The organism is Halomonas borealis (genome assembly GCF_004798905.1).
In the GTDB taxonomy this organism is placed as follows: domain Bacteria; phylum Pseudomonadota; class Gammaproteobacteria; order Pseudomonadales; family Halomonadaceae; genus Halomonas; species Halomonas borealis.
The window spans coordinates 98,061-119,281 of the sequence record NZ_SDMO01000008.1; the positions used below are offsets into that span (position 1 = coordinate 98,061).

A 21,221-nucleotide genomic window follows, 5' to 3' on the forward strand; every position below is an offset into this window, starting at 1 on the left:
TGAGGGGCCGCCGTGCGGCCCCTCGTTCACGCCAGCCGCTTCAGCAGGGCCTCGGCCACCGCCTCGGAGCTGACGGGGTTCTGGCCGGTAATCAGGCGGCCGTCTTCCACGCTGAAGGATTGCCAGTCCTCGCCCTTCTCGTAGCGCGCGCCCAGGCGGATGAACTCGTCCTCGATCAGAAACGGCACCACGTCGCTCAGGCCGACGCCGGCTTCCTCGCCGTTGGTGAAGCCCGTGACCCGGCGCCCCTCGATCAGCGGTGCGCCGTCGGCGCCCTTCACGTGGCGCAGCACGCCCGGCGCGTGGCAGACGAAGCTGATCGGCTTGTCCGCCCGGTCGAAGGCCTCGATCAAGGCGATCGACGTGGACGACTCGGCCAGGTCCCACAGCGGGCCGTGGCCCCCCGGGTAGAACACCGCATCGAAGTCGGCCTCGGCCACCTCGTCCAGGCGCACGGTGCTGGCCAGCTCGCGCTGGGCCTGTTCGTCCTGGCGGAAGCGTTCGGTGGCCGCGGTCTGGAAGTCCGGCTGTTCGCTGTTCGGGTCCAGGGGCGGCTGGCCGCCCTTCGGCGAGGCCAGCACCAGCTCGGCGCCCGCATCGCGGAAGGCGTAATAGGGCGAGGCGAATTCCTCGAGCCAGAAACCGGTCTTGTGGCCGGTGTCACCCAGCGTGTCGTGGGATGTCAGCACCATCAGGATCTTCATGTGTCACCTCGGGGTTGTGTCGTTGGGTCTCTCTTAGGCCGGCTCGGCGACTGTCTCAGCCCTCGAGCGCGGCCTTGAGGTCGGCATGCTTGTCATCATACGGCGCGCGCAGCCACTGGCTGGAGGCGCCCTCCTCGCTTTGCACCACCACCGGCTTGGCATGGGAGAAACGGCGGAAACCGTGCACACCATGATAGGCGCCGATGCCGGAGGGGCCTACGCCGCCGAACGGCAGCTCGTCGATGGAGACGTGGGTCATCACATCATTGATCACCAGCGCGCCGGAGATGGTGCGCTCGGCGAAGGCCCGCTGCGCGTCGGCGTCTTCGCTGAAGTAGTAGGCCGCCAGGGGGCGCGGGTTGCGGGTGATGTAAGCCTCCGCCTCGCGCTCCTGGCGGTAGGTGCGAATCGGCAGCAGCGGCCCGAACACTTCCTCCTGCATGATCGTCATGTCGTCGATCGCGCCGAACACCAGGTGCGGGGCGATCTTGCGGCTGCCGGCCTCATAGGCGGGCTCGTCCTCGGGCCCCAGGTTGACGATCTCGGCGCCCTTCTCGCGGGCATCCTCCAGCAGCGAGATCAGCCGCTGGTAGTGCCGGTCGCTGACGATGGCCGTGTAGTCGTCGTTGTCCTGGATACGCGGATAGCTACGCGCCAGGAAGTCCTTGGCCTGGGCGGTGAAGTCCCCGGCCTGTTCTTCCGGCAGCAGCACGTAGTCGGGTGCGATGCAGATCTGGCCGGCGTTGAGGGTCTTGCCGGTCAGGGTGCGCGCCACGGTCTTGCTCAGGTCGGCCTCGCGGGCCACCAGCACCGGCGACTTGCCGCCCAGCTCCAGCGTCACCGGCACCAGGTTGTCGGCGGCGGCCCGCATCACGTGGCGGCCCACCGCGGTGCTGCCGGTAAACACCAGGTGATCGAACGGCAGGGCGCTGAAGGCCTGGGCCACGTCGGCCTCGCCCAGCACGACGGTCAGCTCCTCGGGGCCGTAGTAGCGCCCGATCAGCTCGGCCAACAGCTCGGAGGTCTTCGGCGTCAGCTCGGAGGGCTTCAGCATGGCGGTGTTACCGGCGGCGAACACGCCGGCCAGCGGGCCGAAGGACAGGTTGATCGGGAAGTTCCAGGGGCTGATGATGCCGACCACGCCCAGCGGCTGATAGTGAATCTCGGTGGTCATTCCGGGGTCGGGGGCGGTGGCAGGCTCGACCCGCATCCAGGCGTCGATATTATCGATGGCGTGCTGCAGCATCTTGATGCTGCCCGCCAGGTCGGAGGAACCGGCCTGGAAGTGGCTGCGATGACCGAAGTCGTCGCTCATCGCCTGGGTCAGCGCCTCGTGGTGGTCACGGATCAGCCGGATACCGCGCTGCAGGCGGTCCTTGCGCAGGGCCGCATCGGCGAAGCCTGCCTCGGCTTGCCGTTGCTTCATGGTGTTGAGGACCTGCAGCAGCTCGGTGCGAGTGTTATCGCTCGACATGCAACCTCCTGTGCCGGTTAGGCATGAAATGACGTTCAGTGGCCGCAGCATAGGCGCGACGGGTGCCGCTCGGGTAACAATGTTAGGCTGCCGGGGTCATAAAAAAATTTATGGAAATGCCATGTCCTTGACCCGTATGCGCACCTTCATCGAGGTGTATCGACAGCGCTCCATCAGCGGCGCGGCACGGGCCCTGAACCTCACCCAGCCCGCCGTCTCGCAGCATATCGCCGGGCTCGAGGTGGCCGTCGGCCGGCCGCTGTTCGAGCGCTCGTCGACCGGCGTGACGCCCACCGCGTCCGCGGAGACGCTGGCCATGGACATCGGCGACAAGCTCGACGCCGTCGAGGCCGCCCTGGCGTCGGCGCGGGCCAGGTCCATGGATATCTCCGGCGTAATCCAGCTGGTCGGCCATGCCGATGTGATGGCGGAGGTTCTCAGCGAACGCCTGCTGCCACTGCTCGAATCCGGGGTGAAGGTGCGCATGCATACGGGCGACGGCGGGATGGTGACCAGCCTGTTGCTGGAGGGGCACTGCGACCTGGGCATCTCAGCCCATCCGGTGGTCGATAGCCGCCTGAAGAGCGAGTGTCTCTTTACCAGCCGTGTCCTGCCCGTGGCCGCGCCGGAGGTGGCGGCGCGGCTGGCGGCGGCCGGCGACTTCCCCCGCGCCATCCGCGAAGAGCCGTTGTTGGCCTACGACCTGGAGCTTTCGCTGGTCGAGCGGTGGCTGCTGAAGAACCGGATCGGGGTCGACGACCTGGCGCCGCATGTGGTCAGCCAGGACCTGCGGGCCCAGCGCCGGCTGCTCATCCAGGGCTTCGGCTGGTCGGTGATGCCGGAGTACCTGTGCCGGCAACCGATCGCACGGGGCGAGCTGGCGGAGATCCCCTCGCCGGTGGGCACCCACGAGATCCATTACTACCTGGTGTGGATGCCCCAGGCCCTGCGCCAGGTACGGGTCGCCCACGCACGCCAGACCCTGCTGCAACAGCTACGCCTGCCCGGGTAGGCGTTACCGCTCCGCCAACGGCTCGCCTTGCTCGCTCTGCAGCTGATGATCGTAGGCCGCCTGCAGGCCGGTCTCTTCCTCGCCGGGCGCCGCGTCGTCGGCCTGCTCGATATGGCCCGGGTAGCAGGGCGAGAGGATCGCCACCAGGATGCCGAGCGCGGCGAACATGGCGAACGCCTCGGCGTAATCGAAGGCGCCGATCAGCCAGCCGACGACCGGCGAGCCGGCGGCTTGGCCGAGCGACACCGCCATGAAGGGCAACACCGGCCCCACCGACAGCCGCCCCGGCAGCAGGCGAATGCCGGTCATCAGGTAGAGCCCGGTCAGGCTCATGTAGGCCAGGCCGAAGACCAGCGCGGAGAAAACCGCCAATACGGCCTGGCCGGGGCTCGCCGCCAGCAGGCTCAGGCTCGCCGCCAGCATCATCAGCATCAGCGCATGGGTGATCGGCGGGTTATTGCGGTCGGCCAGGTCAGCCACCACGGCGCCGCCCAGCCCGGCGATGCCCACCGCCAGCCACAGCCAGCCGGTCGCGGCCGACGGCAGGCCGCCGAGGTTGACCACCAGGTCCGGCGCGAAGATCCAGTACGCCGAGGAGACGACGCCCATCACGAAGGCGAACAGCGTGAGGCGAACCAGCCGCGACCAGGGCAGCTCGCGAAGCGGCACCGGCGGCGCGGCGTTCGAAGGCACGATCCGCGACACCGAGGGCAGGAAGCGCCAGGCGGCGATCACCCCGATGGCGGCGCAGAGGGCGAAGGACAGATAGGCGAACCGCCAGGCACCGGCCAGGAACAGCACCGTCGGCACGGCGACGATCACCCCGATGCTGGTGCCCGCATTCATCACCGAGCTGACGCGGCCGTGCAGCGAGCGTTTCACCAGCGCCTGCATGCCGGCGGTGAGCGCGGGCATCATCAGGCCGGTGCAGATGCCGCAGGCGAACACGCCTGCGCCCAGCATCAGCGCGCCGGACGCCTGGCCGATCAGCGCCAGCCCGCCGACCCCGAATGCCCCGGACAGCACCGCCGTGTAGCGGGCCCCGAGATGGTCGGTGATCAGCGGCGCGACCGCCGTGGCCAACAGGAAGCTGATCAGTGGCAGCGCGCCGATGATGCCGATCACGTTCGGCGCGAGGCCCAGCTCGTCGCGTATCTGCGGCACGAACAGCCCGAAGGCGAAGCGCGCCAGCCCATAACTGATCGCGATCAGCGCGGCCCCGAAGATCGCAAATCCCGTGCTCGAAAAAGATTTCATGGCGGCTCCACCCGATGAATGCCAAGCGTCCGTCGCCATCGCAGCATGGCCCCCATGAGCTTGCCACCCACCCGGGGGACTATGCCACCCTGAAACGACGCTGCCTGGTGGCGTCGAGATCGGCTATCTTCAAGATTCCATTGATCCGCAGACGAAAAGGAGTTGTCCCATGAGCGACAGGAAAGCCTACGAGCAGAAGCTGCGCGCCAAGCTGGACGAACTGCAGGCCGAGATGGACAAGCTGAAGGCGCGTGCCAAGGGCGCCGAAGCGGACAAGCGTATCGAGCATGAGCAGGAGGTCGACCAGCTCGAGCAGAAACGCGAGAACATGCGCCAGAAGCTCGATGAGCTGCGCGATTCCAGCGACGATGCCTGGGACGACATCAAGGCCGGCGCAGAACGCGCCTGGGGTTCGCTGAACGATTCCCTCGAGAAGGCGCGCTCACGCTTCAACAAGTAACCCATCGCCCTGGCCCCTGAACCCCGTCGGGGGCCTTCGCCGGCGCCCCACCGAGACGCCGGCGGCCCGCCGCCCTGCTACGCCCCGTTAGCCCCGAAGCGCGCCTTGAGCCGGCCGATCTGCTGGATGTCGTGCAGGTAGAAATCGACCTTCGAGGCCCCGTAGGCCAGCAGTGCCGAGGCATAGACCAGCCCCGTCAGCACCCACAGATCATTGGCCCAGGCCAACGCCGGCAGGCTCAAAGGGTAGGCCAGCGTGAAGATGCTCATGCCGCCCCAGAACAACGCCAGCAGGCTGCAGGCCATGACCAACACCAGCATCGGCGTGCGCCGGTAATGAGCCGGCGGGCGGGTCTTCCAGAACGGCAGATGGGCGATGGTCAGCTCGCCGTTCATCGCGATCCGTCCCTTGCGACGCAGCAACGGTTCAGCATAGGCCTTGTGCCGCTCGGAGGCGACCGCGGCCAGCACCAGACGCGCATCGATGCCACCCCCCAGGATGCGTCGCACGGCCTCCACGAAACCCGGCGACGGCTCGCCATTGGCACAGCCGCGGGCCGCGTCGGACAGCACCGCCAGGGCCTGATTGACCCGCTCGGGGCGCTCCTCTTCATCCTCGAAGTTGATCGCGTAGTGCACGCTATACACCTGATGGAGCGCGAACGTCACCCCGATGAAAATCAACAACAACGCCACGTAGATCATCATGCCACCACTCGTTCCCTGGATATCGGCCCACTGCCCCGGGCATAGGCGGCCCGCATCGCCGGGGCCGCATCGTCACGGCAAAGATGACAGAAAAGCCAGCGGCATGACAGCGCCGAGCGCCGGCCACGGCGTTTACTTCATCTCGAAGCCACGTTCGACCAGGAAGCCGCGCATATGGGTCCGCAGCTTGGTGTCGAACAGCGGGGCGAGGCTCCGCGACCAATCGCTGTCCTTGGTGCCGCCGGAACGCTCGCCGTAGTAGTGGTGCATCGCCTCGTCGTAGGCATCGACCTGTTCGCGATCATCGGTGTAAACGTCTTCCTTGAGAATCGCCTCCACCGGCAGGCGCGGCTTGATGTCGGGGTCGTGCGCCGGATAGCCGAGGCACATGCCGAATACCGGATAGACGTGGTCCGGCAGTTCGAGCAGCTCGCTGAGCGCCTGGGGATTATTGCGGATGCCGCCGATATAGCAGATACCCAGCCCCTCGGACTCGGCGGCCACCGCCACGTTCTGCGCCATTAGCGCGGTATCCACGCTGGCTACCAGCAGCTGCTCGGTCATGCCGCGCACGACGTGGGCCCCGGCACGCTCGGAGGCGTCGGTGGGGCGCTTCATGTCGGCGCAGAACACCAGGAAGTCGGAGGCGTTGGCCACGTAGCCCTGGCCGCCGGCCAGCTCGGCGATCTGCTTGCGCTTGGCCGGGGTAGTCACATGGATGACGCTGTAGGCCTGAACGTGGCTGGAGGTCGCCGCGGCCTGCCCGGCGCGAATCAGCTCGCGCAGCAGCTCGGGCGAGAGCTTCTGCTCGGTGAACTTGCGGACCGAGCGGTGTGACTTCAGCAGTTCGATGGTCGGGTTCATGGGACCTCGCGGGATTCGGTTTCGACGATATCGGCCTGACAAGATACTTAACCTGCTCATGACATGCCATCACCTCGACAGCCAGCGTGCCGTGTCACGCCATCGTCATCGGACGGTCGCGAGCCTGACTCGCCGGATCGGTTGACTGTAAGCCCCTCATCCGATTGCCAAGGAGTACCGATGAAAACCGCATCCACCGCCCTGCTGCTGGCCACCCTGGGGCTCGGCGGCGTCGCCCAGGCGGAGGAACACGAGTACCCCGTCCGCCTGGCCGGCCACGCCTATCTGCCCGCGCTGTCGATGGTCGCACCGCCACGAGATGCCCCGCAGGATGCCCGGCTGAGCGGCAAGTTCCGCGGCGAGGGACGCAACCGCCAGCCCATGAGCCAACCCGGCGATACCGGCGCTCTGCATGGCAACCGCCAGACCGAACTGGCCACGCCCTTCATCGGCCAGCCGTTGCAGGGGCTGTCCGGCTTCGCCATGCAGCGCGACGCCGACGGCAACTTCTACGTGTTGACCGACAACGGCTTCGGCGCCAAGGCCAACAGCGCCGATGCCCTGCTGTTCTTCCATCGCATGGCGCCGGACTTCGAGTCCGGCCGCGTCCACGTGGCGGAGACCGTCTTCCTGCGCGATCCGAACTTCCGGGTGCCCTTCCGCATCGCCTACGCCGGCACCGAGACCCGCTACCTGACCGGCGCCGACTTCGATCCCGAGAGCCTCCAGGTGATCGACGACGAGGTGTGGATCGGCGAGGAGTTCGGCCCCTACCTGATCCGCGCCGGCCTCGACGGCAATATTCGTGAGGTCTACTCCACACGGCTCGACGGCGAGACGCTGAAGAGCCCCGACCATCCCGGGCTGGATGCCCTCGCCGAGGCCGGTAGCGACTGGCGGGTCTCGCGTTCCGGCGGCTTCGAGGGCATGGCGCTGCAGCCCGAGACCGGGCTCCTGTGGGCCATGCTCGAGAAGCCGCTACTGGGCGCCGACGGCGAGCCTGGGGAACGCGTGCTGGAGGTGATGGCCTTCGACCCGGCCGAGGGCGAATGGACCGGCGAGCGTTTCGGCTTCCCGCTGGCCGAGGGCGCCACCGCCATCGGCGACTTCAACTTCATCGACCACAACCGCGCCCTGGTGATCGAGCGCGACAACGGCGAGGGCGACCCGAGCCTGGCCTGCCAGGGCCAGGCCAACGACGAGTGTTTCCCGCATCCGGCCCGGCACAAGCGGGTGGTACTGATCGATACCGCCCGCCAGGACGACCAGGGCCGGGTGGCGCGCCTGGGCTACCTCGACCTGATGAACATCGCCGACCCCGACAGGATCGGTCGACTCGCTACCGTGGCCGACCGCGACCTGAGCGAGACCTTCACCTTCCCCTTCTTCACCATCGAGGACGTGGTGCGGGTCGACGATACCCACCTGCTGGTGGCCAACGACAACAACCTGCCGAGCTCCACCGGCCGTCAGTTGGACGAGGCCGCCGATAACGAATTCATCCTGCTCGAGGCGGCCGACTTCCTGCAGGCGAAATAAGCGCCGACCCTGGGTTCCTGCCGACGCAGCAGGGCGAGGCGCTCCCTCGCTCCGTTCGTGTCGGCATCGGCATCGGCAAGCGGAGCTTCGGGCACTATACTAGGAGGCTACGCCCGCCACACAGGGAAGATGCCAGCGCGATGTCACTGACCTTCAAACCCCGCCCCCGCGGCGGCCACTGGCCGGTCGTACTGGCCTGGCTGGCCCTACTGCTGCTCGCCCTGGCGGTGGCGCTGGTGGGCGGCGCGGGGCCGGCCTATCGCCTGGAGTGGCTGTCGCTCGACGAGGCATTCTCGCTGCTGCGCCGCGGCGCCCTGCTGGCGGCGGGCGCGGCGGCCATCGGCATCCTGGCCTTGCTGGTCGCCGGAGTCTGCCGGCGTGGCAAGCCGGCCCTGGTAGGCCTGCTGGTGGTTATCGCGACGCTTTCGATGCTCGCACCGCCACTGCAACTGCGCGACATGGCCCGCAGCGTGCCGCCCATCCACGACATCACCACCGACCTCGCCAATCCTCCGCCCTTCGAGGCGCTGGCCGCAGCACGCCGGGAAGCGCCCAACGCGCTCGCCTACCCGCGCACCTTCGCCGAGGCCCAACGTGCCGGCTACCCGAACCTTGGGCCGCGGGAAATTGCCCGACCGCTGCCCGAGGTACGCGACGCCGCCGAGGCCCTGGCCGCCAAGCGCGGCTGGGCCATCGCGGCCGTCACCGAACGCCGGATCGAGGCGGTGGCTACCACCCGCTGGTTCGGCTTCAAGGACGATATCGTCATCCGCCTGACACCGACGGCCGCGGGCACGATGCTCGACATGCGCTCGGCCTCGCGCCTGGGCAAGAGCGACCTGGGCACCAACGCGGCGCGCATCCAGGCCTTCCTCGAGGACCTGGCGACGCGCCTCGCGGTGTAAGCCTGACAGGCTGACACGCCCATCCGGGCCGATTCGTCAGCGTCTCACGCACACGCTACCATCATGACGCCGCGCGCCCTCCGGCTTCGCGCTCCCGCCACGCCCGGCGGATCACCATCACCCACAGGGAGCATCCTTCATGGCGGCCACGTACCGCGCCCCGGGTCAGATCATCACCTCGTTGCTGGATACCGACTGGTACAAGCTCACCATGATGCAGGGTGTGCACCACAACTACCCCAATGCCAGCGTGGCCTGGGAGTTTCGCTGCCGCGATGCCGAGGACCTGCGGCCCTATCTCGACGAGATACGCGCCCAGATCGACGGCCTGGCCTCGCTGTCACTGAGCGAGGCGGAGTCGGCCTACCTGAGCGGCTTCGCGTATATGTCGCCGGACTTCATCCGCTTTCTGGAGCTGTACCGCTTCCGCCCCGACTACGTGGACCTGCACATGGAGGGCAGCGAGCTGTGCATCGTCATCGACGGCCCCTGGACGCACAGCATCCTGTTCGAGATCGTGATCCTCGCGATCATCAGCGAGGTGCGTAACCACACGCTGACACCCGGCGCCAGCGTCGACCAGGCGGTGAACCAGCTGCGCGACAAGATGACCCGGCTACGCCGCGACTACACGCCGACCCAACTGGCCGGCTTCCGGCTCGCCGACTTCGGCACCCGGCGGCGCCTCTCCCAGCCGGTGCAGGAGGCGATCGTCGAGATGCTGGCCGAGGAGTTTCCCGGCCAGTTCGTCGGCACCAGCAACGTCGACATCGCCCGCCGCCACGGCCTGGCGCCGATGGGCACCATGGCCCACGAGTGGATCATGGCTCACCAGCAGCTCGGCAGCCGCCTGGTGGACAGCCAGCGCGCCGCCCTGGAGGCCTGGGTGCAGGAATACCGCGGCCACCTGGGCGTGGCGCTGACCGACACCATCAACCTGGACGCCTTCCTGGCCGACTTCGATCTGTACTTCGCCAAGCTGTTCGACGGCCTGCGCCACGACAGCGGCGACCCCATGCGGTTCGCCGAGAAGTGCATCCGCCATTACGAGCGGCTGGGCATCGACCCACGCAGCAAGACGCTGATCTTCAGCGACGGGCTGACCTTCGATTCGGCGATGGCGATCAAGACCGCACTGGACGGCCGCATCGGTACCAGCTTCGGCATCGGCACCAGCCTGACCTGCGACCTGCCCGAGGTGAAGCCGATGAACATCGTGATCAAGATGGTCGCCTGCAACGGCCAGCCGGTGGCCAAGATCTCCGATGCGCCGGGCAAGACGCTGTCGCGGAATGAGGACTACGTGCGCTATCTGAAGGGCGTGTTCGGCGTCTCGTCCTGAGCGAGACGCACTCCCGGGGCCGAATGCGAATCGCACGCGTAGATAATATCAAACCATTGATATGGCTGGAAAAAATTGACCACCCCCGCACCCCGGACTAGGATGCGTTCTGATACGTTTACCAGGAAGAGTGCTCATGCAAGGCAACCCCGAGATCATCGACGCCCTGAACGGCCTGCTCGCCGCCGAGCTGGCCGCCATGGACCAGTATTTCGTGCATGCCGAGATGTACGCCGACATGGGCCTGACCAAGCTGCACACGCGCATCGACCACGAGTTCCATGACGAGAAGGGCCATGCCCAGAAGCTGATCGAGCGCATCCTGATGCTCGAAGGCAAGCCGGATATCCACACGCGCACCGAGGTGCGCATCGGCCAGGACGTGGAAGAGATGCTCGGCTACGACCTGCAGCTCGAGTACGAGGTGGGTGATGCCCTCAAGACCGCCATCGCACTGTGCGAGCGCGAGCGCGACTTCAATACCCGTGCCATCCTGCTGCCGCTGCTCAGCGACACCGAGGAAGACCACGCCCACTGGCTGGAACAGCAGCTGCGCCTGATCAAGCTGGTCGGCCGCGAGAACTACCTGGTCGCCCAGCTGTAGGCCGCGCTTCAGCCGCCGCCGGTCAGCCCATAGCGAAGGGCGGCACGGCGCAGGCGCCAGACGGTGATCAGGTTGGTCACGAGGATCAGCGTCTCGGCGAGGGTGCCACCGATGGAGCCCGCCAGCAGGTTGCTGATGATCCAGCAGCAAGCCGCCGCGGCCAGCAGCGCGCGCATGGCGATGCCGCGCAGCATGAACATGCCGTAGGTGCCCAGCAGGCCGGCCAGCAGCGCCGGCACGTCGCGCCACCCGCTCCAGGTGAGCGCGGCCACCACCAGGGTCGCGGCCAGCATCGCCGCCATCACGGCACCGTTGCCCGGGTAACGGCGTACCAGGGCGATGCGCAGCACGATCAGCGCCGAGATGCTCGCCGCCACCCAGCTCTGAAACAGCGCGAACTGGGCGGCGAAGGCCAGGTTGGCGACCAGCAGCAGGGCGAACAGCCGGTCGTCGCGCCGGCTGGCGAAACCGGCCACACACAGCGCCAAGGCCACCAGGCTGACGCCCTGCCCCAGCCACTCTCTCACCGCCATCCCGCTCAAGCCGATCTCGTCCATGCCTGCCTCTCTGTGCCGCGACGGCTCAGGCTAGCATGCCGAAGCGCATCCGCGAGACGCCCGCCGGGGCATGGCCCTTCGCTTGGCTCTGGTCAGCTCGGCACCGAAGCGATAGAATTGTTAGGTAGCGAATTATGATACGGCTAGCACTGCCGCATGGTTGGCTGTTTTGTTCGATTTCGGGCCGGCCTCCACCAGGAGGCCGGCCCTTTTTTCGCGCGCCATGACGCTGCCGACCGGCTAGCCCGGACGCTGTGCGAGAGCCTCGCGGAAGGTCGAATGCCAGGCCTCGGCGCGGGCCGCCGGCGCGTCCGGGAAGCGACCCAGCGCCACGGCCAGCTCGAAGAAGCCGGCGCCCGGCAGGCCTTCGCCCTGGCGGCTGACCACCAGCGCGGCGATGAAGGGGCGGCCCGCCGCGGCGTCTTCCTTCATCAGCTGTTCCAGGGCGAGCGCCACGCGGCGTATGGTGCGCGGCGGGGTGAGCTCGAGGGCCTCGGCGAGCTGCTGGTAGGTCACCGGCAGCGCGGCCTCGGGAGCCGCCTGGAGCCATCGGCGGGCGCGCTCGGGCAGCGTGGCATCGGTATCGCTGAGGGGCATCGGGTCTCTCCTGTCGAGGGAAGCGGGCCAGCGGCAGGCACCGAGCGGGAATGATGCCGCCCACGGCACGGCGCGTCGAGGGCTCGGCGAAAAGCCCGGCGCCGACTGGCCGCGTGCGCCCGGGTGGCGTAACCTGCGGCCTCGTTTCCCCGGCCATCACCCCCAGAGAGGAGCGGCGCCTTGCAACCCGAGGACCTGCAACGCCTGGTCACCCAGCGCATGCCCTTCGGCAAGTACGAAGGGACACTGATCGCCGATCTTCCCGGCCCCTATCTCGCCTGGTTCGCCCGCGAGGGCTTTCCCGACAGCCAGATAGGCCGGCTGCTGCAGCTGATGCACGAGGTCGACCATAACGGCCTGAACGAACTGCTGGAACCGCTGCGCCAGCGCCGCTGATCGCTCCCGCCACGCCAACCGCGAGGACCCCATGCTGCGCATCTCCAACTCCGTGGAACTGCCCGACCACGACATCGAGATTCATCAGATCCGCGCCCAGGGCGCGGGCGGGCAAAACGTCAACAAGGTCGCCTCGGCGGTGCACCTGCGCTTCGACATCCCGGCCTCCAGCCTGCCGGCGTTCTACCAGGAGCGCCTGATGGCGCTCTCCGACCAGCGCATCACCAAGGAAGGGGTGATCGTCATCAAGGCCCAGGAACACCGCACCCTGGAGCTCAACAAGGAGGATGCGCTGAACCGCCTGCGCGAGCTGATTCGCCGGGCCATCCAGCAGCGCAAGACCCGCAAGCCGACCAAGCCCACCAAGGGCTCCCAGCGGCGCCGTGTCGACAAGAAGGTCAAGAAGGGCAAGACCAAGGCGCTGCGCGGCAAGGTGACACCCTAGGCTTTGTCTGAAAAGTCGGCGAGCAAAGGTTAGACAAGGCAAAAATCAGCGAGAAGCCGGAGTTTACGGCGTGTAAATGAGGACTTTGAGCTGATTTTTAACGCCGTGTAGCCGAGCGCAGACAGTTTTCAGACATTGCCTAGACCGACGACACCGGCCGGCGCAGGGTGCCGGCGGCATGGCATGCCCCTTGCTCATGCAGGCGTCGGCGCCCCCGGCGCATGGTGCATAACCCGGCGTGACTTTCCGCCGGGGCTTAGTACTATGACGCGGGTGCCTCGCGCACTGCACACCACGATTCCAATACGCAAGGGAACCGACACATGCTGTCATCGAATCATCGCAAGGCTGCGCTGGTGGCCCTGCCACTGTTCTTCCTCAGCGCCGGCGCCCAGGCGCTGGACTGGCAGGCCGCCCCCACCTACGGCACCGTAAGCCTCGCCTCGGGCTTCCAGCCCGACCCCCACATGACCTCACTCACCGCCGGCGGCAATCGCCCGGCCGGCGAGGCAGGCCCCAACTGCAGTGGCTTCGTCAGCGGCGAGCCCGACCTCGATCTCAACTTCGAAGCCGGCCAGTACGCCCTCAACCTCTACGCCAAGGCCTCCGCCGACATCACCCTGGTGGTCTATGACGCCGCCGGCAACTGGCATTGCAACGACGACTACTCCAGCGCGTCCGGCACTAATCCGGGCATCACCTGGAGCAACCCTCCTTCGGGCAACTACAACATCTGGGTCGGTACCTACGAGTCGGGCAGCCTGCCCGAGGCGGTGCTCTACGTCTCGGAGGCGGGCCCCGCCCGGGGTGATAGCGCGGCTTCCACCACTGCCACCCACGGCATCGCCTGGGGCGACAACACCAGCCAGTGGGCCAACGACGGCGAATGCGACGACCCTCGCTTCGCAGGCCCTGGCGCGCACTCGCTCAATATCGACGAGGATCGCTACCACGACGCCAACGATTGCCGCGCCCTCCACGAGCAGGGCCAGCTCTATCTGAAATGATCGCCTGGCACGCATGACCGCCCTGCCGGGCGGTCATGGCACGGCTCCGCGGGTAGGCAGGCTCCGAAGGGCTCAGGCCTCGGCTTCGTGGGCCGCCTTGAGGCGATAGAACTCCTCGACCACACCATCCATGACGCCGGCGTCGTAGTCGCAAAGGCCGCTCACCACGAGCTTCTTGGAGCCGGTCCCCACCTCTTCCCCGGCGGCCACGATGCGAAACTCGAGCAGCGCATCGGCACGCTTGCCGATCACCTTCAGCGAGGCGTCGGCTAGCTCGAGGCCCGGGGCGATGCCGTCCAGGCGCTCCAGCGAGAAGCCCATGCTGTCGTAGATCACCAGCGGCCGCTTGGGATTGAACATCACCCCGCTGTCTTCCATCAGCGGCTTCAGGTAGTGCGGGAAGTTCTTGCCGGAGAACGCCACGTAGCAGCGCGTGAAGGCCTCGACGACGGCCTCGTCGTGGGTGACGTCGCCGCCGCGCTCCACTTCGAGATAGCACTTTCCGCCATCGTCGCGGACCCGAATGCGGCCATCATCGTCTTCGTCGAAGGAAAGCGGCACCCCGGCCCCGACCATGCTCAGGAAGCGGAAGGTCATGCGCTGGGAGAGGCCGAAACGCGCCAGCACCAGGGCGAACAGCAGGTCACCGGGTACGCAGAAGCGTCGCGCATCCGGATTATGGATGGGATTGAAGTCACCGGCGACGCGCTTGGCGAAGCGGCTCGCCTGCTCTGCCGTGATGCAGAACCGCGAATCCGGGCGCGAATGGTAATCATCGAGAAACATGCGTCGAGAGCCTGCCCTGAAGTCATTGGCTTGCGATTCCGGCCATGGCCGGAAGGGCCAGATGATGCCACAAAATTTCCCTCTTCGGGCGCCCAATCCCGACGCCATGCCTGGCGGCGCGTGGATTTTTTTCGCTATCCCCTACCAAAGGGGCAATCCCGTCGGCGACATGGCTCAGTACGCTGGTAGGTGACTCAGCACCTTCCTGGATGCCTCATACTCGCTTCGCTACCGGATGATCGTTGCCATGCAGACACCCCACCGCACGCCGCCCTCCCCTCGTGCTCATGCCGCCCGCTGGCTGACCCTGGCGCCCTTGCTCCTGCTTGCCGCCCCCGCCGCGGCCGCCACCGGCGCGCTCGACCTGACGCAGTCGTTCGTCGGCGCCCTGGCGGTGGTGATCTTCGTGCTGGCCTATGCCCTGGTCATGGCCGAGGAAAAGATCCACATGCGCAAGTCCAAGCCGGTGCTGGTGGCGGCCGGCATCATCTGGGGATTGATCGGCTGGGTCTATGTGCAGGCCGGCATGTCGAGCGAATCCGAACAGGCCTTCCGCCTCACCTTGCTCGAGTTCACCGAGCTGATGTTGTTCCTGCTGGTGGCGATGACCTACATCAACGCCATGGAGGAACGCGGCGTGTTCGATGCCTTGCGCGCCTGGATGGTGCGCAAGGGCTTCAGCTACCGGACCCTGTTCTGGATGACCGGCCTGCTGTCGTTCGTGATCTCGCCGGTGGCCGACAACCTGACCACGGCGCTGCTGATGTGCGCGGTGGTCACCAAGGTCGCCGAGGGCGACAAGGCCTTCATCAACCTGGCCTGCATCAACATCGTGGTGGCCGCCAACGCCGGCGGCGCCTTCAGCCCCTTCGGCGACATCACCACGCTGATGGTGTGGCAGGCCGGCATCGTGCATTTCCAGGAGTTCTTCGCCCTGCTGGTGCCGGCGCTGGTGAACTTCCTGATCCCCGCCACGGTGATGAGCCTGTTCATCGAGAATCGCGTCCCGGCAAGCCTCGAGGAGGATGTCTTCCTCAAGCGCGGGGCCCGGCGCATCATCGTGCTGTTCCTGCTCACCGTCGGCACCGCCGTGGCCTGCCACACCTTCCTGCATCTGCCGCCGGTGCTGGGCATGATGACCGGGCTCGGCTACCTGCAGTTCTTCGGCTACTACCTGCGTCAGACGCTGCCACGCTCGATCGAGCGCAAGCGCACCTTCTACACCCAACGCGGCGACTGGAAGATGCTCGAGCAGCTGGGCAGCGTGGTGCCCTTCGACGTTTACAAGCGTGTGGCACGCGCCGAGTGGGATACCCTGCTGTTCTTCTATGGGGTGGTGATGTGCGTCGGCGGCCTCGGGTTCATGGGCTATCTCGCCCTGCTCTCCGACGCCCTCTACACCGGCTGGAACGCGACCGGCGCCAACATCGTGCTCGGCATCATCTCGGCGGTGGTCGACAACATCCCGGTGATGTTCGCGGTGCTGACCATGGAGCCGGACATGTCGCACGGCCACTGGCTGCTGATCACGCTCACCGCCGGGGTCGGCGGCAGCCTGCTGTCGATCGGCTCGGCGGCCGGCGTCGCGTTGATGGGCCAGGCTCGCGGGAACTACACCTTCATGGGCCACCTGCGCTGGGCGCCGGTCATCGCGTTGGGCTATGCCGCCAGCGTGGCCACCCACCTGTGGCTCAACGCCGGCAGCTTCGGCGTCTACAGTTGACGCCGGGCCGCATCGAGTCAGGCAGGCGTCCGCATGTTGCATTATCTTTTAGTCATGCACGAGATAACGGTAGACTGTGCTCAAACGATCACCGGAGCCGCCCGGCCAAGACGCTCCGAGACACATAATGACAAGATTCGCCGAGACGCCAGGGAGATAACGCCATCGCCCCTTCGCTTCAGTCCCTCATCATCCGGACCCTGTCGCCTTCCTCTGCGGGCGGGCCGCCTGCCTGGCGTGGCACGCCGACCCATGGCCGGTGCCTCCCCGACCCCGACCGTTCGCCTTTCTCATCGGGGAGCGCCTGAATGCGTCGGCCGCTGCTGACACTGCTGTGCTTGTGGCTGTTATGCGGGTCGGCGCCCTGGGCGCTGGCGCAGGACGAAGGGGCGGTCGTGTTGATCGCCCACCCGGGCGTCACGACCCAGCACCTGACCCGCGACACCGCCCGTGCCCTGTTCGCCATGCGCCAGCGCACCTGGCCGGACGGCCAGGCCGCGCGCATCTTCGTACTGCCCAACCGCGACCCGGTGCACGCACGCTTCGTCAAGCAACGCCTGTCCGTGTATCCCCATCAGCTGCAGCTATCCTGGGACCGCGTCGTCTTCTCCGGCACAGGCCAGGCCCCCGAACGTGTCATGAGCCAGGCCACTATGCTCGAGCGCATCGCCACGACCCCAGGTGCCCTGGGCTATCTGGAAAGGGAGAAACTGGATGACCGCGTCCATGTTATCGCCATGGAGTAAACCACGCCGTCGCCGAAGCCTCGGCGCGATGCTGCTGGTCGCCGCCGTCCCGGCCCATGCCGAGGACGACGGGGTACTGGACACGCTCCAGCTGCATGGTTTTTTGAGCCAGGCCCTGGTGGTCACCGATGATAACGACGTCTTCGGCCCCAGTAGCGACGGCGGCAGCCTGGAATTCACCGAGATCGGCGCCAACGTGTCGCTACGCCCCCACGAGGACGTGCTGATCGCCGCCCAGGTGCTCAGCCGACGGGCCGGCGGCGAGCGCGGCGACGCCGAGCCGAAGCTGGACTACGGGCTGATCGACTATCAACTGCAGTCGAACCAGCAGCGCAATGTCGGCGTGCAGCTGGGCCGCTTCAAGAACCCCTTCGGCTTCTACAATCAGACCCGGGACGTGGCCTTCACCCGGCCCGGCATCCTGCTCCCGCAGTCGATTTACTTCGACCGCACCCGCTCGCTGGCGCTGTCGGGCGACGGCCTCAGCGTGTATCACGAGGAACACCTGGCGAACGGCACGCTGCGCAGCCAGATCGGCTTCGGCCGGAGCCGGGTCGAGGATGACGTGGACCGCACCCTCGGGATGGAACGTCTCCCCGGGGCCTTCGAGCCCGACACCTCGGCCATCGGCCAGATTCGTTATGAACACGATGGCGGGCGTATCATCACCGCCCTCAGCGCCGCCGACGCGAACGCCGGCTATGACTCCCCGGGCGACTTCCCCGGGGACGGCAAGTTCCAGTTCCAGCCCTGGGTATTCTCCTTCCAGTACAACCAGGAACTGTGGAGCCTGACCGCCGAGTATGCCATTCGCCAACTCTCCCTGGAGGGCTTCAACGGCATCGCGGACACGCAGAAAACGGGGGAAAGCTGGTACCTGCAGTATCAGCGACGCTTCCTCGACGACTGGCAGTGGCTGGTACGCTACGACCACCTGGTCAACGATCGCGACGACCCTTCCGGCAATGATTACGCCGCCGCCGGTGCCGGCCCGGGTTATTCACAGTTCGCCAAGGACTGGACCCTCGGTCTGCAATGGCGGCTGACGCCCCGGGTCCTGTTGTCCGGCGAATACCACTATATCGATGGCACCGCCTGGTTACCGCCCCAGGACGACCTCGATCCATCCGAGACGGAGCGTTACTGGAACATGCTGCTGTTCCAGGTCGCGCTGCGCTTCTAGGCCTTCTCCGAGCGTATCCCCCAGACGACCCAAGGAACCGGAGAGATGCCCCAGCCCCTAGCCGATGGCCATCGCCGTTCGCTGAGCCTGACCTGGCGCGTGAGCGCACTCAGCAGCCTGCTGCTGCTGGTGCTGGTCTCGCTATTCACCTGGCTCGGCCATTCCAACCTGACCCGCCAATTTCAGGAAATCCGCCTGCAGCAGCACGCCCTCCATCAGCGAGAGGTCCATCTGGCCCTGCGGAGTTCGGAAGAGCGGTTGCGTCAGCTCGCCGGGCTGACCGCGGCCTCATCGGGGCTAGGCGAGGCGCTGGAAACGGGCGACGCCGCGGCCGTCCAGGCATCGCTGGCCTCGCAATGGCCGACCCTGCAGCTGGATGCCGGCATCGACGAGATCCTGATCTTCGATACCCAAGGCGAGGCGATGGCCCGCTGGGGCGACACGCCGAACGCTTCTCAACCGATCCAGGACTGGATCTCGCGGGTGCTGAGCACCGAGATGCCGCTGACCACCCTGCGCTGCGATGCCAGATGCCGCCAATATGCCGCCGTGCCAGTATTGATCGACGGCCAGAGCGTGGGCCTGGTCATCCTGTCGCGCTCACTCGCCGACGTCATCCGCCAGGTCAAGTCGGTCTCGAAGAGTGAAGTCGCGCTGGTCGCCACCACGCCCCATGCCGCCATTTCGACCCCTCCGGTGCGGTGGCTGACTGGCTGGCAGGGCCATCTGCTGGCCCTGACCCAAGAACAACCGGGCCTGGCACTGCTGCGCCGGGCGGCCGAACGGTTCTCGCTGCCCGCACTCGCCGAGGAACCCTTGCGCCTGTCCCACGAGGAGCGCCTGAAGGAGCTATCGGTCATTCCCGTGACGCCTGGACAGACCCCGGACGGCAACGGCTATATCCTGTTGATCTCGGACATCACCGCCCAGGTGAATGCCATCACTCGTGATACACGATCCCTGCTGATCGCCGGCGTGGCCGGCTGGCTAGCCGCCGAACTGCTGCTGCTGGCCATCCTGCTCGGCCCCATGGCGCGCCTGCGGCGCGTCGCCAGCGTGCTACCGACGCTGGCCCGCGGCGGATTCGCCGAGGCCCGCAGTGCCATCCCCGCCACGTCGGGGCGCAGGCCCGACGAGATCGATGTGCTGGTCGTCGCCACCGTCGAGCTGTCCCGGCAGCTCGAACGCCTGGAGGGCGAGGTCCAGGCCCGCGGCGTGCAGCTCGCCGAGCGGGTCGACGAACTGGCCCAAGAGCGCGACTTCATCGGCGGCCTGCTCGACACCGCCCGAGTGTTCATCGTCGCCCAGGACGCCACGGGCCGCATCAGCCTGGTCAATGCCTATGCCCTGGCGGTGCTCGAGATCGAGGAAAGCCAGCTGATCGGGCGACGTTTCGACGCGGTCTTTTCCCGCCCTGGAACCGCGCCCATGGCGGCGACCGGCGGCGGCGAAGAGGAAGAGGAGCGCAGCCTGTACACGGCCGACGGCCAGCAACACACCATCATCTGGTATCACGCCCCGCTGACCGGCGGCGGCAGTGATATGGCACGGCTCTCGGTGGGGCTCGACATCACCGTACGCAAGGCCGCCGAGGATCGCCTGACCTGGCTGGCCGAGCGCGACCCGCTGACCGCCCTCCACAACCGCCGCCACTTCCAGGAGATCCTGCAGGAAACCCTGGAGCATGATGGCCGGGGGGCGTTGCTGCTGCTGGACCTGGACCAGTTCAAGGAGATCAACGAGCTGAGTGGCCACCATGCCGGCGATCGAATGCTGCGCGAAATCGCCGAGCTGTTGCTCTCTCACCTCGACCATCGCGGCCATATCGCCCGCCTGGGGGGAGACGAGTTCGCGATCCTGCTCGAGGGCGCCGATGCCGACCAGGCAACCAGCCTCGCGCAGCAGTGCAATCAATGGCTCGAGGCCCTGCACTTCCGGGCCGGCGGGCGGCGCCACCGGGCCATCGCCAGCATCGGTATCGTCCAGTATCCTGTGCACGGAGAGACTCCCGCTGACCTGCTGGCCAGCGCCGATGTGGCCATGTACCAGGCCAAGGCACATGGCAACCAACGCTGGCACCTGCTATCGACCCTGGAGAGCGCCAAAAGCGAGCTGAAGGCACGGGTCTATTGGGCCGAGCGCCTGCACAAGGCCCTTCAAGATGACGACTTCACGCTGATGGTACAGCCCATCGTGCGGCTGGCGGACGGTGACGTGAAGCACTACGAGGTGCTGATCCGGATGCGCGAAAAAGACGGCAGCCTGGTCTCGCCCGCCCACTTCATCCCGATCGCCGAGCGCAACGGCATGATCGCCCAGTTGGATCGCTGGGTGCTGCGCCACAGCCTCAAGGCGCTGCGACGCCTGCAAGGGCGAGGCATCAGCCTGGCGGTCAACCTCTCGGGACAGTCGTTGCACGACAAGGGGCTCGAGCAGTTCCTGGCCGAGGAGTTGGCGCACAGCGGTGCCGACCCTCACCAGCTGATCCTCGAGATCACGGAAACCGCCGCCGTGACGGATTTCTCCACCGCTCGCAGTGTACTGCAGGCGATGCGCGAGCTGGGCTGTCGCACCGCGCTGGACGACTTCGGTGTGGGCTTCAGCAGCTTCCACTCGCTGGGCCAGCTGCCGGTCGACTACATCAAGATCGACGGCTCCTTCATTCGCAACCTGACCGATAGCCCGGACAGCCGCGTGATCGTCAAGGCCATCGCCGACCTCGCGACGGGCTTCGGCAAACAGGCCATCGCCGAATTCGTCGACCAGGAAGAGCTGATTCCCCTGCTTTGCGAGTATGACGTCGCGTATGGACAGGGCTATCACCTGGGACGGCCGCACCCCCTGGAAGAGGTCTTCGGCGACGATGCGGGCTGCCCCTCTTGTCGAGGTTGAGCGAGCGGGCTCCGCCCCCCA

General features: G+C 66.9%; 21 protein-coding genes. 13 read left to right on the forward strand and 8 right to left on the reverse strand.

Going from position 1 to position 21,221, the window contains the following annotated elements; genetic code table 11:
* Positions 1 to 26: 26 nt before the first annotated feature.
* On the reverse strand, positions 27 to 704 hold the full coding sequence (locus ETC07_RS09795) for a type 1 glutamine amidotransferase domain-containing protein (RefSeq protein WP_136248334.1): 678 nt from the start codon (positions 702 to 704) through the stop codon (positions 27 to 29).
* A gap of 55 nt (positions 705 to 759) precedes the next feature.
* A complete protein-coding gene (locus ETC07_RS09800; protein ID WP_136248335.1) occupies positions 760 to 2,229 on the reverse strand; it encodes a coniferyl aldehyde dehydrogenase in 1,470 nt (489 codons plus the stop codon).
* Positions 2,230 to 2,299: 70 nt separating this feature from the next.
* Between ETC07_RS09800 and ETC07_RS09805 the strand changes: the two genes are divergently transcribed.
* A complete protein-coding gene (locus tag ETC07_RS09805) occupies positions 2,300 to 3,190 on the forward strand; it encodes a LysR family transcriptional regulator (protein ID WP_136248336.1) in 891 nt (296 codons plus the stop codon).
* A 3-nt stretch (positions 3,191 to 3,193) separates the two neighbouring features.
* On the opposite strand, the gene ETC07_RS09810 is transcribed toward ETC07_RS09805, so the two are convergent.
* Positions 3,194 to 4,447, reverse strand: a complete 1,254-nt coding sequence (locus ETC07_RS09810; protein WP_136248337.1) for an MFS transporter — start codon at positions 4,445 to 4,447, stop codon at positions 3,194 to 3,196.
* A 169-nt stretch (positions 4,448 to 4,616) separates the two neighbouring features.
* Between ETC07_RS09810 and ETC07_RS09815 the strand changes: the two genes are divergently transcribed.
* Positions 4,617 to 4,907: a sll1863 family stress response protein gene (locus tag ETC07_RS09815; protein ID WP_136248338.1), complete on the forward strand. Its 291-nt coding sequence runs from the start codon at positions 4,617 to 4,619 to the stop codon at positions 4,905 to 4,907.
* A gap of 77 nt (positions 4,908 to 4,984) precedes the next feature.
* Here ETC07_RS09815 and ETC07_RS09820 read toward each other — a convergent pair whose 3' ends face one another.
* Both ETC07_RS09820 and nfsA read right to left on the reverse strand, forming a co-directional pair.
* Entirely contained in the window at positions 4,985 to 5,614 is a 630-nt protein-coding gene (locus tag ETC07_RS09820) for a hypothetical protein (RefSeq protein WP_136248339.1), read from the reverse strand.
* Positions 5,615 to 5,746: 132 nt separating this feature from the next.
* Positions 5,747 to 6,478 carry an oxygen-insensitive NADPH nitroreductase gene (gene nfsA, locus ETC07_RS09825; RefSeq protein ID WP_136248340.1) on the reverse strand — a complete coding sequence of 244 codons (732 nt, stop codon included), beginning with the start codon at positions 6,476 to 6,478 and terminating at the stop codon, positions 5,747 to 5,749.
* 180 nt (positions 6,479 to 6,658) lie between these two features.
* Between nfsA and ETC07_RS09830 the strand changes: the two genes are divergently transcribed.
* The 4 genes from ETC07_RS09830 to bfr all read left to right on the forward strand — a co-directional run bounded on the left by ETC07_RS09830 (position 6,659) and on the right by bfr (position 10,868).
* The gene (locus tag ETC07_RS09830) at positions 6,659 to 8,017 is read left to right on the forward strand and encodes an esterase-like activity of phytase family protein (RefSeq protein WP_136248341.1); all 1,359 of its coding nucleotides are present in this window, start codon (positions 6,659 to 6,661) and stop codon (positions 8,015 to 8,017) included.
* Between the two features lie 140 nt (positions 8,018 to 8,157).
* Complete coding sequence (locus tag ETC07_RS09835; RefSeq protein ID WP_136248342.1) at positions 8,158 to 8,922, forward strand: DUF1499 domain-containing protein; 765 nt, start codon at positions 8,158 to 8,160, stop codon at positions 8,920 to 8,922.
* 139 nt (positions 8,923 to 9,061) lie between these two features.
* A complete protein-coding gene (gene pncB, locus ETC07_RS09840; RefSeq protein ID WP_136248343.1) occupies positions 9,062 to 10,264 on the forward strand; it encodes a nicotinate phosphoribosyltransferase in 1,203 nt (400 codons plus the stop codon).
* Between the two features lie 136 nt (positions 10,265 to 10,400).
* Entirely contained in the window at positions 10,401 to 10,868 is a 468-nt protein-coding gene (bfr, locus tag ETC07_RS09845; RefSeq protein ID WP_136248344.1) for a bacterioferritin, read from the forward strand.
* 8 nt (positions 10,869 to 10,876) lie between these two features.
* On the opposite strand, the gene ETC07_RS09850 is transcribed toward bfr, so the two are convergent.
* Positions 10,877 to 11,425, reverse strand: coding sequence for a YgjV family protein (locus ETC07_RS09850; protein ID WP_136248345.1), 549 nt, complete (start codon positions 11,423 to 11,425; stop codon positions 10,877 to 10,879).
* A gap of 240 nt (positions 11,426 to 11,665) precedes the next feature.
* Entirely contained in the window at positions 11,666 to 12,022 is a 357-nt protein-coding gene (locus ETC07_RS09855) for a hypothetical protein (RefSeq protein ID WP_136248346.1), read from the reverse strand.
* A 180-nt stretch (positions 12,023 to 12,202) separates the two neighbouring features.
* Between ETC07_RS09855 and ETC07_RS09860 the strand changes: the two genes are divergently transcribed.
* The 3 genes from ETC07_RS09860 to ETC07_RS09870 all read left to right on the forward strand — a co-directional run bounded on the left by ETC07_RS09860 (position 12,203) and on the right by ETC07_RS09870 (position 13,870).
* Positions 12,203 to 12,418, forward strand: coding sequence for a DUF3820 family protein (locus ETC07_RS09860; RefSeq protein ID WP_136248347.1), 216 nt, complete (start codon positions 12,203 to 12,205; stop codon positions 12,416 to 12,418).
* A gap of 31 nt (positions 12,419 to 12,449) precedes the next feature.
* Entirely contained in the window at positions 12,450 to 12,863 is a 414-nt protein-coding gene (gene arfB, locus ETC07_RS09865; protein WP_136248348.1) for an alternative ribosome rescue aminoacyl-tRNA hydrolase ArfB, read from the forward strand.
* A 323-nt stretch (positions 12,864 to 13,186) separates the two neighbouring features.
* Complete coding sequence (locus ETC07_RS09870; protein WP_136248349.1) at positions 13,187 to 13,870, forward strand: hypothetical protein; 684 nt, start codon at positions 13,187 to 13,189, stop codon at positions 13,868 to 13,870.
* 72 nt (positions 13,871 to 13,942) lie between these two features.
* On the opposite strand, the gene ETC07_RS09875 is transcribed toward ETC07_RS09870, so the two are convergent.
* Positions 13,943 to 14,656 carry a DUF3581 family protein gene (locus ETC07_RS09875; RefSeq protein ID WP_136248350.1) on the reverse strand — a complete coding sequence of 238 codons (714 nt, stop codon included), beginning with the start codon at positions 14,654 to 14,656 and terminating at the stop codon, positions 13,943 to 13,945.
* A 247-nt stretch (positions 14,657 to 14,903) separates the two neighbouring features.
* Here ETC07_RS09875 and nhaD point away from each other — a divergent pair, with 247 nt between their 5' ends.
* The 4 genes from nhaD (at position 14,904) to ETC07_RS09895 (ending at position 21,200) form a co-directional block, all read left to right on the forward strand.
* Positions 14,904 to 16,379, forward strand: coding sequence for a sodium:proton antiporter NhaD (gene nhaD, locus ETC07_RS09880; protein ID WP_136248351.1), 1,476 nt, complete (start codon positions 14,904 to 14,906; stop codon positions 16,377 to 16,379).
* Positions 16,380 to 16,687: 308 nt separating this feature from the next.
* Positions 16,688 to 17,125 (forward strand): hypothetical protein, encoded by a 438-nt coding sequence (locus ETC07_RS09885; RefSeq protein ID WP_136248352.1) that lies wholly within the window; start codon positions 16,688 to 16,690, stop codon positions 17,123 to 17,125.
* On the forward strand, positions 17,094 to 18,308 hold the full coding sequence (locus tag ETC07_RS09890) for a TonB-dependent receptor (protein ID WP_240724615.1): 1,215 nt from the start codon (positions 17,094 to 17,096) through the stop codon (positions 18,306 to 18,308). Before ETC07_RS09885 ends, ETC07_RS09890 begins: the two co-directional genes overlap by 32 nt.
* 45 nt (positions 18,309 to 18,353) lie before the next feature.
* Positions 18,354 to 21,200, forward strand: coding sequence for a bifunctional diguanylate cyclase/phosphodiesterase (locus tag ETC07_RS09895; protein WP_136248353.1), 2,847 nt, complete (start codon positions 18,354 to 18,356; stop codon positions 21,198 to 21,200).
* Positions 21,201 to 21,221 lie beyond the last annotated feature (21 nt).